Source organism: Streptomyces sp. NPDC031274 (assembly GCF_055570235.1).
The window spans coordinates 123,500-136,733 of record NZ_JBVIHP010000028.1 but is presented as its reverse complement, the minus strand read 5'-3'; the positions used below and the strand labels follow the sequence as shown (position 1 = coordinate 136,733).

9 protein-coding genes are annotated in these 13,234 nt (G+C 69.9%); 3 read left to right on the top strand and 6 right to left on the bottom strand.

Annotated features, from left to right (window positions below; translation table 11 throughout):
- From ACZ5CR_RS35270 to ACZ5CR_RS35245, 6 genes are all read right to left on the bottom strand, one after another.
- Positions 1 to 862: D-galactonate dehydratase family protein (locus tag ACZ5CR_RS35270; RefSeq protein ID WP_468865228.1), on the bottom strand; the 862-nt coding region annotated here is incomplete at its 3' end.
- A gap of 62 nt (positions 863 to 924) precedes the next feature.
- Positions 925 to 1,812 (bottom strand): carbohydrate ABC transporter permease, encoded by an 888-nt coding sequence (locus ACZ5CR_RS35265; protein ID WP_468865226.1) that lies wholly within the window; start codon positions 1,810 to 1,812, stop codon positions 925 to 927.
- Positions 1,809 to 2,771, bottom strand: coding sequence for a carbohydrate ABC transporter permease (locus ACZ5CR_RS35260; protein ID WP_468865224.1), 963 nt, complete (start codon positions 2,769 to 2,771; stop codon positions 1,809 to 1,811). Before ACZ5CR_RS35260 ends, ACZ5CR_RS35265 begins: the two co-directional genes overlap by 4 nt.
- Positions 2,771 to 4,087: an ABC transporter substrate-binding protein gene (locus tag ACZ5CR_RS35255; RefSeq protein WP_468865222.1), complete on the bottom strand. Its 1,317-nt coding sequence runs from the start codon at positions 4,085 to 4,087 to the stop codon at positions 2,771 to 2,773. Before ACZ5CR_RS35255 ends, ACZ5CR_RS35260 begins: the two co-directional genes overlap by 1 nt.
- Before the next feature lie 230 nt (positions 4,088 to 4,317).
- Positions 4,318 to 5,142, bottom strand: coding sequence for a FadR/GntR family transcriptional regulator (locus ACZ5CR_RS35250; protein WP_468865219.1), 825 nt, complete (start codon positions 5,140 to 5,142; stop codon positions 4,318 to 4,320).
- Positions 5,143 to 5,552: 410 nt separating this feature from the next.
- Positions 5,553 to 8,513: a helix-turn-helix transcriptional regulator gene (locus ACZ5CR_RS35245; RefSeq protein ID WP_468865217.1), complete on the bottom strand. Its 2,961-nt coding sequence runs from the start codon at positions 8,511 to 8,513 to the stop codon at positions 5,553 to 5,555.
- 97 nt (positions 8,514 to 8,610) lie between these two features.
- Here ACZ5CR_RS35245 and ACZ5CR_RS35240 point away from each other — a divergent pair, with 97 nt between their 5' ends.
- From ACZ5CR_RS35240 to ACZ5CR_RS35230, 3 genes are all read left to right on the top strand, one after another.
- A complete protein-coding gene (locus tag ACZ5CR_RS35240) occupies positions 8,611 to 9,297 on the top strand; it encodes a HutD/Ves family protein (protein WP_468865215.1) in 687 nt (228 codons plus the stop codon).
- A 236-nt stretch (positions 9,298 to 9,533) separates the two neighbouring features.
- Entirely contained in the window at positions 9,534 to 11,945 is a 2,412-nt protein-coding gene (locus ACZ5CR_RS35235; protein ID WP_468865213.1) for a SpoIIE family protein phosphatase, read from the top strand.
- A gap of 110 nt (positions 11,946 to 12,055) precedes the next feature.
- Positions 12,056 to 13,135, top strand: a complete 1,080-nt coding sequence (locus ACZ5CR_RS35230; protein WP_468865211.1) for a polyprenyl synthetase family protein — start codon at positions 12,056 to 12,058, stop codon at positions 13,133 to 13,135.
- The last annotated feature ends 99 nt before the right edge of the window (positions 13,136 to 13,234 follow it).

The window sequence follows — 13,234 nt, the reverse complement described above, 5'->3', positions numbered from 1 at the left end:
CCACGAACCATACGCCTCCACTCGCCTTCTCGGTAACCAGTTTCGCGTCCTCGTTCACCGCCCCCCCCCCCCCCCCCCCCCCCCCCCCCCCCGCCCTCCCCCCCCCCACCAGTCGAAGGGCTTCCTGGTTCTCGGCCGGTGTGCAGTCCTCGAGCCAGAACGGCCGGTACGGTTCCAGGTCCTTGCCGAGCCTGGCGGCCTGGATCGGGCTGAGCCGGTGGTGTGCGTCGTGGAGCAGCGGGAGTTCGGCGCCGAACTCCGCGCGGACCGCCTCGAAGACGGTGGGCGTGTGGCGCAGGTAGGCGTCGGTGTCCCAGTCCTCCACGAGGGGGTGGGCCTGCTGGTGCAGGACGGGTTCGCCCCCGTCGTCGGTGCTGTGCACGCCGTACACGGCCTTCAGTCCTGGGATCCCCGACTGGATGCGCACCGCTGGGTACCCCTCGGCGAGCCTGGCCCGCACGGAGTCGAGCAGTTCGGGGATGTCACGGCCGTTCGCGTGCCCGTAGGTGCGGATGCGCTCGCGGCTCGCGCCGCCGAGGAGCTGGTAGAGCGGCAGGCCCGCGGCCTTCGCCTTGATGTCCCACAGGGCGACGTCGACGGCGGCGATCGCGGCCATGGTGACGGGGCCGCGCCGCCAGTAGGCCCCCCGGTACAGGTACTGCCAGGTGTCCTCGATCCGGTGCGGGTCACGGCCGATGAGCAGGGGTGCGACGTGGTCGGTCAGATAGCTGACCACGGCGAGTTCCCGGCCGTTGAGGGTGGCGTCGCCGAGTCCGGTGAGGCCGTCGTCGGTCGTCAGCTTCAGGGTGACGAAGTTGCGGCCCGGGCTCGTGACGACGACCTTCGCGTCGACGATCTTCATACAGGTGCTCTTTCCGGTGCGGTGATGCGGTGCAGGGTGAGGGGGCTGGCGCGGCTTGCTGCTCAGCCCTTGGTGGCGCCCGAGGTGAGACCGGCCACCAGGTACTTCTGTCCGACGACGGCGGCGATGACGACGGGGACGGTGATGAGGGTGGCGGCGGCCATGAGACCGCCCCAGTCGGTGCTGGCGTACGAGATGAAGTTGAAGAGGGTCACCGGCACGGTCTGGGTGCGGTCGTCGGCGAAGACCAGCGCGAACATGAAGTTGTTCCAGCTGAAGACGAACGCGAGGAGCGAGGCGGTTGCGGTGCCGGGTGCGGCCAGGGGCAGCGAGATGCGCCAGAAGGCGCCGAACGCGCTCAGGCCGTCGGTGCGGGCGGCTTCTTCGAGTTCGACCGGTAGCCCGGCGAAGAAGCTGATCATGATCCACATGATCAGCGGCACGGAGACGAACATGTGGCTGAGCACGAGAACGGTGTAGGAGCCGACGAGCCCCATCTGCGCGAACAGGTAGTACCAGGGCACGAGCAGCGAGATCGCGGGAACGATGCGGGCGACGAGGATCAGGGACCCGGTGCGGTGCATGCCGAACCGGCCCACCGCCCACGCGGCGGGCACGGCGATGACGGCGGAGAGCACCGTGGACACCACCCCCACAAGGAGGGAGTTGCCCATGGAGCGGACGATCTGCCCGGCCTCGACGATGCTGCGGAAGTTGTCGAGGGTGGGCTTGAACCACAGGCCCACGCTCGGGTCGGTCACCTGCACGTTGGTCTTGAAGGCGGCGGCGAACATCCATACGAGGGGCAGTGCGAAGACCAGGGTGACCAGGGCGATGGCCGTGCCGCGCAGCCATGTCCACTTCCTGCGCCCGCGGGCAGCAGGGGTGATGGGCGGCCGGGTCGCGGAGGTGCTCGGCGGGCGGGTCGCGGGGGTGACGGTGGAACTCATGCGTTCTTCCTTCCGCCGCGGCGGCGCAGCAGGACCACGACACCGATGATGAACAGCGTGAACAGGACCAGGACGGCGGCGGCAAGGCCGTACTCCTGGTAGTCGAAGGTGAGTCCGTAGGCGTAGACGTTGAGCGTCTCCGCCTCGAAGTCGGAGCCGCCGCCCGCGCCCTTGGTGGCGTAGAGGATGTCGAAGGTCTTCAGCGCGTCGACGGCACGCAGGACAAGGGCTGTGGCGAGGGTGGGGCCGAGCATCGGCAGGATGACGTAGCGGAAGCGCTGCCAGGCACTCGCGCCGTCGACGAGCGCGGCTTCCTCGGGCTCCTCGGGAAGCGTGGTCAGGCCCGCGAGCAGGAGCAGCGTCATCATCGGCGTCCACTGCCACACGTCGATGAGCATCAGCATCGGCAGTGACTGGCTCACCGAGCCGAGGAACTCCTGGCGGGGCAGTCCGATGCCGGCGAGCAGATGGTTGGCGATGCCGTTGGTGGGGTCGAGGATCAGCAGCCACAGGACGCCGATCGCGACGGGGGTGGCTAGCAGCGGGATGATCAGGACGGTGCGCACCATGCGCATGCCGCGGAATGGCTTGCGCATGAGCATCGCGAGCGCGAGGCCGAGGACCGTCTCCAGGACCACGGCGCCGACGGTGAAGACCAGGGTGCGGCGCGCGGCGGGCCAGAAACGGCGGACATCGCCCAGCGCGTCGATGAAATTCCGCAGGCCGATGTGGCGTTTGTCGGCGTTCACCGCGCCGAACGCGTCGGTCAGGCTCAGGTCGAGCGTGAAGGCCAGCGGGAAGACGATCATCAGGCCGACGAAGAGCAGTGCCGGGGCGAGCATCGCCCACTTCAGCCGCCGGTTGGCCTGCTCGAAGGTGCGCGGCGGCCGGGTGCGGCGTGCGTCCTTGCCCGGGGGCGGGGTGTCGGCACGGGCCGGGGAGACCTCGGTGGCGGCCATCAGGACTCCTTGTGGCGGTTGTCGCGTACGAGGAAATCGGCGAACTCCGCGTCGGCGTCGCGCATGACGGGCCGTACGGACTCACCGAGGATCGACGCGACCAGCGGACGGCCGACGATGTCCCTGGCCCGGCCGACCTGGAGGACCCGTGGCCGGTCGTAGCCGAGGCCGCGTTCTGCGTTGAGCCGCATCGACTCGGCGAGATCCTTCGGGAAGGCGGCGAGCGTCCGGGGGTCGGCCCATACGGAGCTGCGGGCGCCCGGGATGCCGTCGGACTGGAGAGCCGCGGACATCTCAGGGCCCGCGGCCCACCTGATGAACTCCCAGGCGTCGTCGCGCAGGAGGGAGAACTTGTTGATGCCCAGGCTCCAGGACGGGATGTTGTGCGGCTTGGCACCCGCCGGGCCCGCGGGGAAGGGGGCGAAGCCGACGGATTCGCGTACGCCCTTGGTCGCGACCTTCGGGTCGAGGAAGCTGCTGTAGACGGCGTCGGCGTCTATGTAGAACGCGGCTTTGCCCTGCGCGAAGATCGGCATGGCCTGTTCGAGGCTCATGTTGGTCGCTCCCGGCGGTCCCGCTCTGCCGAGGAGCCCGCCGTAGTACTCGTAGGCGGCCAGTGCCTGGCGGCTGCCGATGCCGGACTTGCCGTCGATGAGGAAGTCGCCGCCGTGCGAGTACAGGAAGCTGGACCACTGGGACACGGCGCCGCTGCGCTGCCCGCGGCCGACGTATCCGTAGAACCCCTTCTTCTTCTCCGTGAGTTCCAGTGCGGACGACATCAGGGCGTCGAGGGTGCGCGGCGGTCCTTCGACGAGGTCCTTGCGGTAGTACAGCGTGGGGCGTTCGGTCACCACCGGGACGCTCAGCACCTTGCCCTGCGCCACGGAGGCCTCGCGCGGCGCCTTCTGGAAGTCCGCCCAGGCGAACTCCTTGTCGCCCTCGACCCGGTCGGTGAGGTCGGCGAGCCAGTCGTTGTGCGCGAAGACCAGCTGTTCCTGGAGCGCGCGCACCATCATGACGTCCACGTCGGTGCCCGATGCGTTGAGCTTGACGTTGTAACTGCTCGACAGTTGATCGGCGGTGAGCAGGGTCATCGAGACCCTGCGTCCGATCCGCTCCTCGAACTCCTTCGTCCGCCGCTTGATCGCCTGCGACCACACGTGGTTGATCGCCATGATTCGCAAGGGGCCGCGCGCCGAGGGTTCGGCGCCCTGCGGCGAACAGGCGCCCACTGCGCCCACGCCGACAGCTCCCGCCGCCCCTGCGGTCAGCCTGCCGAAGGAGCGCCTGCTCAACAGCTGGCTGCTCGTGGACATCGTTGTCCTCGTCTCTGTGGTGGGTGTCCCGATAGTCCTGGTGGTCCCGGTAGCCCCGGTGGTCCCAGTGGTTCCGGTGGGGTCTGCGACTCCCGGAACCACTGGTCCAACTGGTAGGACCAGTTAAGTCTGACGGGACCGTAACAGGACACGAACGCTCACGAACAGGCCCTGAGAGAAAGATCCACACAACAGAACGGTCACGCCGCCCTGATCCACACGGAGGGCGGCTACTCCCCCGCCCTGCCGCCCGCCCGCCGGACCTCCGCCTGCCCCAACAGCGTCTCGATGTGGTTGCGCGCCATGATGTCCACCTGCACATCGAGGTCCGCCCCGTACGTACGCAGGCCGAGCATCAGGTGCTCCCGCATCCGTACGGCCGCGAGTTCCTCGTCCCGCGCCTCGATCGCCTCGAAGATCTCCGGGTGATGCGGCACCCCGGGCTCCCCGATCGAGGGGTCCGAGTTCGAGCGGAGCATCATCTCGAACATCATTCCGCTGATCGACGACAGCATGATCCGCAGTACGGGATTCTTGCTCGCCACCGCGATCGCGTCATGGAACTCCATGTCCGCCTGCGCCTTGACCACGACATCCGTGGCCGACTCCAGGGCGTCGCACGCGCCGCGCATCACCGCGATGTCCTCGTCCGTGGCCCGACTGGTCGCCAGTCGGACCATCTCGACCTCCAACGGAAGCCGCGCCTCGATCAGTTGACGGACCGTGGGGCGCCCGGCGCGGTACAGCGCGTCATACCCCCTGGCCTGACCCGAGCTCTGCTCACGCACGAAGGAACCACGCCCCGGCGCGACCTCGATGAGGTGCTGCGCCTCAAGGCGCCGCAGCACCTCCCGCACGACATTGCGGCTGGAGCCGAACTGGGCCGCGAGCTCGCGCTCGGAAGGCAGCTTGGCCCCGACCGCGATCTCACCGGAACGGATCTCGTGTTCCAGCTGACGTGCGATCCGCTCCGTCAGCAGGCCGCGCTCGGCGGGATCGGAGAGACGACCCGGCTGGGCGGAATCCGGCGACGGCGAGGGAGCGGACGGCTGCATGGTCGCAGCGTACAACCCGGCCCAAAACCTTGATCACCGCGCGGGGTCCTCGTACATCGCGCCAGGAGTACGCGCACCTCAAGCCGGGGATACCGCCCTCGTCACGCCCGGGGGAACGGCCTTCGTCACGCCCGGGGTACGGACCTCGTCACGCCCGGGGGTACGGCCCTCGTCACGCCCGGGGGTACGGCCCTCGTGACGCCCGGGGGTACGGCCCTCGCGCGCGTCCCGTGCGGCTGAGGACCGTGTCGACGGCGTGCCGTATCGACCGACCTACTGCGCCAGCTCCATGAGCATCCTGAGCATCGCCTCCTAGCCCGTGTCGTCCTCGCGGTCGATCCCCTGGTCCATCTCGGTGCCTTCAAAAGGGACGTCAAAAGGGACGAGTTCGGCGCCGTCGAGCATCAAGGTCAGCCCGAAGGCGTCGGCTCCGTAGTGATCAGTCCCTGCCGATAGGCGACACCCACCGCCTCCGTACGGCTCGCCGCACCCAGCTTGGCCAGGATGTTGGAGACGTGGACGCTGGCCGTCTTGGGGCTGATGAACAGCTCCTCGCCGATCTGCCGGTTGCTGCGGCCGAGGGCGAGCAGACGCAACACGTCCTGCTCACGCGCCGTCAGCACCGCGGCACGGTCCCTGGCCGGTACCGCCAACCGGCCACGGCGCACCAGAGCGTCAAGATGCTCGCGCAAGAGGGTGGCGCCGAGCCGGTCGGCCTCCTGGCGCACCGCGTCGACCTCGAGAGTCGCCTCCTCACGACGGTCGGCCGCAAGCAAGGCCTCGGCAAGGCGCAGTCGGCACCGCGCACGTTCATAGGCGTCGCCGTACGCGAAGGCGGTCAATGCCTTCTCCCAGGCCGCCACGTCGGGACCGGACACGGCTCGCGTCCATTCGGCTTCGACACGAGCCAACCACGCCTGCCCCTCCGGCCCCTGGGGCCTGCCGTCCTCGCCGCGCGCGGCCGAGGCCCGGGCCTGTTCCACGAGTGCGCCAGCGGTGTCCGCCCGACGCCTCGCCTCCTCCTCGTCACCGCGCATACGCAGCTCGGCCGCCGAGTCGGCGACCGCGGACAGAGCCAGAGCCGCGAGCCGGACCGTGGCGTCGGGCACCGCGCCCGTGTCGTCGGTGAGGGAACCGACGGTGTGCCGCATCGCCCGCACCGCCTCGTCCGGGTCCCCGCGCAGCGCGGCGGCATCGATCCGCACGATGCCGGCGACCAGCGCGTTCTTCCAGTCGAAGTGCCCGTCCAGCAACTCCTGGGCGCGCTCGACAGCACTGAAATCGCCGCGTGCCAGCGCCACGTACAGCCCGGGGCCGGCCGCGAAACCACCCGCGCCGGACTGTGTCCCCGCGTCCTCGGCCGCGCCGCGCGCACACTCGTCCCAGTGGCCGAGCGTGTACTGCACAAGGAGCCGCAGATACCGCATCTCCAGCGCATACGGCGAGGACAGCAGCCCGGAACGACGGGCCCGGTCCAGGCCCTCCTCCACCCATGGCAGGCATTGCTCCAGGTCACCGGTCTCGACGCAGCCCATGGCCAGGTTGAACAAGGCACGCATCTCCACATGCGCGTTACCCGCCCGCAGCGCCAGCTCCCGCGCCTTGTGCAGCTGCTCCCTGCCCTCCGGGGTACGCCGGTTGTTGTCCGCGTGGACGGTCATGGAGATCAGGAGATCGGCCAGCGCGTCGTCGACCCCCAGTTCAGCGGCGACACGCAGAGCCTGGCGGCCGACCCGTCGCGCGCTCTCGTCCTCGTCACTCTGGCGCGCGGCGACCATCATGTACGTGGCCGCCGCCCACACCCAGGTCGCCGAAGGGGGCTCGGCGGGGATCAGGGCGAGAGCCTCACTGCTGTGCGCGATGGCGGCCGACAGATTGTCGACGTTCAGCAGGTTCCCGGCGAGCGTGTAGCGGACACGGGCGGCGAGCTCCAGGTCGGCGTCCTGACCGAGACCGGCAAGGGCGGACCTGGTGAGGGAGACGGCACGGTGCAACTCCCCGGCATGGGCGGCCGCAGCCGAGGCACGCAGGGTGAGCGTCACGGAGTCGGTACCGGCGGGCCGGCCGTCGGCGCTGACCGCCGACCACAGATCGAGGGCCGCTTCGATGTGCCGCAACTCCTCCGCGGGGGCGCCGACGCGCTGGGCGTGGTCAGCGGCCTCGATGGAGGCGGCGAGCGCCTCGGGCAGGTCGTGGTTCTCACGGAAGTGGTGGGCGCGCTCGGCCGCGCTGCCGGACTGGCGGCCACGCTCGGCGAGCAGCCGCGCGAACACGCCGTGCAGCCGGGCCCGTTCACCCGGCAGGAGGTCGGCGTAGACCGCCTCCCGCGCGAGCGCGTGCCGGAAGGAGTACGTGTCACCGTCACCGGGGACGAGCAACTGCCGCTCCGCGACCTCGCGCAGCACCGCCTCCAGCTCCTTCTCGGGCAGCCCGACGGCGTCCCGCAGCAGGTCGTGACTGACCCGGCGCCCGGCGACGGCCGCGGTGCGCAGCACCTGCTGGGCGGTCTCGGACAGCTGCTCGACCCGGATGAGCAGGACGTCGGCCAGACCGCTGGGCACGCCACCGGCCGGAGTGTCCGTGGCCGCGACCAGCTCCTCCGCGTAGAAGGCGTTGCCCTCGGCCCGCTCGACGATCCGATGGATGGTGGCGTCCGGCAGAGCATCGTCCCGCAGGGAGCGCACGAGGCGGGCCACATCCGCGTCGGGCAGCGGTTGAAGCTCGAGCCGCTCCACGGCGGGCAGCCGCACCAGCTCGGCAAGGAGGGGGCGCAGGGGGTGGCGGCGGTGCAGGTCGTCCGCACGGTACGAGGCGAGCACCGCGAGCCGGTGGTCGTGCGAGCCCCCGGCCGGCCGCTTGAGGACACCTCGGCTGAGCAGGAACCGCAGCAGGTCGCGAGAGGACTGGTCGGCCCAGTGCAGGTCCTCGAGGATCAGCAACAGGGGGGCGATGTCCGTGAGTTCGGCCAGCAGCGCGGCCACGTCCTCGAAGAGCCGGAGCCGCCTGTTCACGTCCCCCACGGCATCCGTACCGCCGCCGAGCAGCCGCTCCGTCACCGGATGGCCGCTGAGGACCGAGGCGAACCGCTCGTCCGCGGCCAGCGCGCCGAGGATCTCGGTGAACGGCAGATACGGCAGGCCGACATCACCGAGGTCGACACAGTGTCCGATGAGCACGGCCATCCCGGCCGCGGCGGCTCGTTCGGCGACCTCATCGAGCGCCCTCGTCTTGCCGACCCCGGCGTCTCCGGCGATCAGCACCGCGCGCGCCTCGCCGGCGCGGGCCCGCTCCAGTACGTCAGCGAGACGGTCGAGTTCGTCTTCCCGGCCGATGAGTTGGCTGGTGAACTGGGTATGCGACACGTTCCACATCCTGGCACATCAGTTCGGTACGCCTCCGTGGCCGACAGCCGCTGCACGTAGGCTGACCCGGACTCGATGATCACGTGCCTGAAGGAGGCGGCGTCGGATGGGCCGGGATGTTCTGCGCTGGAGTGTTCTGCCCTGGAGCGAATACCGCAGCATGCCGTGGAAGAACGGCGGCGGTACGACCCGGGAGGTCGCGTCGGGGGTCGTGCGGGTGTCCCCCTCTTCGTCTGCCTCCTCTTCGTCTGTCTCCTCTTCCTCCTTGTCTCCCTCCTCTTCGTCCGCCTCTTCGGCGGAGCCCGTGGGCGGCTTCGACTGGCGGGTGAGTGTCGCGGACGTGAACGCGGGAGGCGCCTTCTCCTCCTTCCCCGGGATCGACCGCGTGATCACCCCGGTCGAGGGCGACGGCATGGTGCTGACCGTGGACGGGACCCCGCAGCCGGTCGGGCCGCTGAGCCCCTTCGCCTTCTCCGGCGACGCGGCGACGGACTGTCGCCTTGAGGCGGGCGCGGTGCGCAACATGAACGTGATGACCCGCAGGGGCCGGGCGACGGCACAGGTGCGGATCGTCACCGTCGCCGCGGCCCGGGAGGCGGCGACGGAGATCACGTGCGCCTCGGGCGAGACCCTGCTCGTCATGGCGGCCACCGAGGGGATCACCGTCGGCGGACCTGACGGGCGGGAGACCCCGCTGGGCCGTCTCGACTGCGTACGTCATGAAGGCCCGGGGGTGCTGACTCTGCGGGGCGACGGCGTAGTGGCCGGGATCCGGATCACTGCGGCGCTCTGACGTGTGCTGACGGAGTTCTGACGAGTTCTGATGGCGGGAGTCTGCCGGGAAGCAAGCCCCTCCCCCCGAGGCCGTCACCGGTCTTGTACCGAACGGGCCCAAGGGCTTGTTATTAGCGAAAGCCACGACTTGGCGGAAGCCACGACGCGACGCTTCCGTTGAGTGGGCGTACCGCGGTTGTGCCTCCCCCAAAGACAGCGGATTCTGTAGGGGATGAACGGGGCTGATGTGGCGCCATGACTGCATGGAACGCGGAGCGAAGTACTGACTTTCGTGGCCCCCTCGACGTCACCAGGGCGGCCACGGCGGTCGTCGATGCCCAGGACAAGGTCATCGGATGGAGCCCCGCGGCGGAGCGGCTCCTCGGCTACCCGCCGCAGGAGATCGTCGGGCGGCCCGTGACCACGTTCCTGTCACCCGGCCCGACGCACCCTGTCCTCCCTGTTCCCCCGCTCTCCCTCCCTCCCCGGTTCCAGGGGAACGAGATCCGCGTCGCCCGGCACCGGGACGGGCATGAGCTCATCGTCGCCACCGCCGCGTGTGCCCTGCCGGGCGCGGGCACGGCGGCGCGTGTCCTCGTCGCGACCGAGCTGAGGGATCTCCGGCAGTGGGAATCCCGGCTGGCCCTGTTGCATGGACTGGCCACCCAGTCCCCCCTCGGCCTGGCCATCTACGACACCGAACTGCGCCTGACCTGGTGCAACGCGGCGTATGAACGGGAGATCGGACGCCCGTTCGCCGAGTTCCGCGGCTTTCGGGCGGACCAGCTGTACTCCGAGGGAAAGTTCGTGACCCAGGGGCATCCGCCCACTCTGGACGCGGTCATGCATCAGGTACTGGATACCGGAGAGCCATTTCTGGACCTGCACTTCCAGGGGCGACCGCCCAGCGACCCGGAGACGGACCACATCTGGTCCTGCGCCTACTACCGCCTCCAGGACGCCGACGGACACGTATTCGGAGTGTGCGAGGACGCCTTCGACATCTCCGATCGCTACAAGGCCCAGCGGCGTCTTGCCCTGCTCGTCGAAGCAGGCCGCGGCATCGGGAACACCCTCGATGTGAGGGGCACGGCAAAGAAGATCACCGAGGTGGCGGTACCGGACTTCGCCGCCACGGTGACGGTCGACCTTGCGAGGGCGGTACTGGAAGGCGGGGTGCCGGCCACCACCGGCTCGGCGGCGATGTCTCTCGTACGGGTCGCTCGTTCCTCGGCCGAGGAGTCCGACGAAGAAGATGAGGAAGACGAGGAGAACGAAGCGGAGGACGACGCGGAGGTGGAGTACCCGTCCGGTGCGCCACAGGATCGCAGTCTCTCCTCGGGCGGGCTCGTGCTCGACGACAAGACCTTGGTCGTGCCGCTGCGGGCCGGGAACAGCACCCTGGGAATCGTCACTTTCCTTCGCGGCGCCGGTTCGGCCGCCTTCGACAGCGGCGAGGTGGCACTGGCCGACGAGTTGGCCGCCCGTACGGCCGTGTCCATCGACAACGCCCGCCGCTTCACCCGTGAGCGCACCGCATCGCTGGCCCTGCAGCGCCAACTCCTTCCGCAGCACGTGCCGGAGCAGTCGGCGGTCGACCTGGCCCACCGCTACCTGCCCACGGACGACGTGACGGGGGTCGGCGGCGACTGGTTCGACGTCATCCCGCTGTCCGGAACCCGGGTCGGACTCGTGGTCGGGGACGTGGTCGGCCACGGCCTGCAGGCAGCAGCCACCATGGGACGGCTGCGTACGACGGTGCGTGCGTTCGCCCAGATGGACATGGATCCCGTCGAACTGCTCTCGCGGGTCGACGATCTGGTGGCGCAGTCGGCGGAGGAGCAGCGGGGCGAGCCGGGATCGCCCGAAGGCAGCTACGCCGATGTGACCACGGGGGCGACCTGTCTCTACGCGGTCTACGACCCGGTCTCGCGGCGCTGCGTCATGGCCAGGGCCGGACACCTGCCGCCCGCGATCGTCGACCCGGACGGCGGTCTCTCCTTCCCGGACCTGCCGGCAGGACCACCTCTGGGCCTGGGCGGTCTGCCGTTCGAGTCGATGGAGATGGAGCTGCCCGTGGGCAGCCTCCTCGCACTCTTCACCGACGGCCTGGTCGAGGCCCGCGACCGCGACATCGACCACGGCCTCGACATCCTGGGGCGTGTACTCAGCGACCGGCACGCGTCGCTCGAAGAACTCTGCGACCGGGCCGTGGCGGAACTCCTGCCGGGCGGATCGACCGCCGACGACACCGCCCTGCTGCTCGTCCGTACCCGCGAACTCGACGCGTCACAGGTCAGCGAGTGGGAGCTGCCCGCGGAACCGGTCACCGCGGGCCGTGCCCGGGACCTCGCCACCCAGCAGCTGCACGACTGGGGTCTCGATGAGCTGGCGTTCGCGACCGAGCTCGTCGTCAGCGAGCTGGTGACCAACGCGGTGAGATACGCGGATGGACCGATCCAGGTACGCCTGATCCGTGACCGTACTCTCCTGTGCGAGGTCGCGGACACGGGCCACACCTCACCGCACCTGCGCCACAGCGGCGAGGACGACGAAGGCGGGCGCGGTCTGTTCATCGTCGCGCAACTCGTCCAGAGGTGGGGAACGCGCTACACCCGCTCCGGCAAGACCATCTGGACCGAACAGGCCTTTCCTGCGACGGGATGAGACGGCCTGCTCTCACCCGGCCCGGCCCGGCCCGGGCCGTCGGAGGGGCCTCCCCTCTCGAATGGGAAGCTGGCCCTCGCGTCCCTGAGGAAAGGCCGGACCGAACCACCATGAACAGCAGTACCGCAAGCGCCCTGGAGCGTGCCGCCGGTCACCGACAGCGCTTCGACGCGGCCTTCGAGAAGTATTTCGCCGAACTGGCCGGTGACCTGGGCGGCGCACAGCTGGGACGCTTCGCGCCCCGGTGTCTCGACCTCCTCGCCCAGTTGTCGCTGCGCGGCGGGAAGCGGATCCGGATCGCCCTGCTCCACGAGGCGGCAGGACTCGTCGACGCGGACGAGGCAGTGGGGTTGGCGGAAGCCGCGCTGAGTCTTGAGCTGCTCCACAGCCACGCGCTCATCCTCGACGACATCATGGACGACTCGCCGATGCGCCGCGGTGGCCCCTCGACGTACCACGCATGTCGCCAAGACCTGCCGGACAACCCGCAGGCCGCGCTGGGGCTTGCCATGATGACAGGTGATCTCGCCGGTTTCCTGGCCCTGCGCGTCCTCGTGCGGGCCGACCTGCCCGCGGACCGCAAACAGGCCATGCTCGACGTCCAGCTCGGCGTGACGACCGACACCGTCATCGGCCAGGTCCTCGACCTCGAACGCGACGTGAACCCCACAGCCGATGAGGGGATGCTGGAGACGGTGTGCGAGTACAAGACCTCGCGCTACACCATCCTGGCTCCCATGCGTCTCGGCCTGCTGGCCGCGGGGCAGGACCTGGCCCCGTACGAGGAGAGCCTCCACCGCTACGCCCGGCTCGCGGGCCTCAGCGGCCAGATACGCGATGACTACCTCGACCTCTTCGGCGACCCCGCCCTCACCGGCAAACCCACGGGCGCCGATCTGCGGGCCGGCCGCCACACCTACGCGACCCGCGACCTCCTCGCCGCCACCGGCGGAGACGAACACGCCACGGTCCAAGCCGCCCTCGGCAACCCCCACTGCACACCACAGACCCTCGACCGCATCCGTGACATCGCCCACCGCCGCCACGTCCACACCCGCCTGCAGGCGACGATCGACCACTACGCCCACGCGGCCGCGGCCGAGGCCGCCTCCTGGCACCGGCACTGGAACGAAGAAGCCGTCGCCCTCTTCGAACAACTCCCCCTGTGGAACACCCGCCGAACCCGATGACCCCGCAGGGCGGGAAGCCGAGGATGCCCGGCCGCGCATGCCATGGACAGCGCGCCGGTGAGCAGAGCGGCGGGCGTCTGCGACACGTTCTCTCGGCGG

Coding starts and splice junctions, on each gene's coding strand:
- ACZ5CR_RS35265 (WP_468865226.1), bottom strand. CDS start 1,812: ATGAGTTCCACCGTCACCCCCGCGACCCGCCCGCCGAGCACCTCCGCG.
- ACZ5CR_RS35260 (WP_468865224.1), bottom strand. CDS start 2,771: ATGGCCGCCACCGAGGTCTCCCCGGCCCGTGCCGACACCCCGCCCCCG.
- ACZ5CR_RS35255 (WP_468865222.1), bottom strand. CDS start 4,087: ATGTCCACGAGCAGCCAGCTGTTGAGCAGGCGCTCCTTCGGCAGGCTG.
- ACZ5CR_RS35250 (WP_468865219.1), bottom strand. CDS start 5,142: ATGCAGCCGTCCGCTCCCTCGCCGTCGCCGGATTCCGCCCAGCCGGGT.
- ACZ5CR_RS35245 (WP_468865217.1), bottom strand. CDS start 8,513: ATGTGGAACGTGTCGCATACCCAGTTCACCAGCCAACTCATCGGCCGG.
- ACZ5CR_RS35240 (WP_468865215.1), top strand. CDS start 8,611: ATGGGCCGGGATGTTCTGCGCTGGAGTGTTCTGCCCTGGAGCGAATAC.
- ACZ5CR_RS35235 (WP_468865213.1), top strand. CDS start 9,534: ATGACTGCATGGAACGCGGAGCGAAGTACTGACTTTCGTGGCCCCCTC.
- ACZ5CR_RS35230 (WP_468865211.1), top strand. CDS start 12,056: ATGAACAGCAGTACCGCAAGCGCCCTGGAGCGTGCCGCCGGTCACCGA.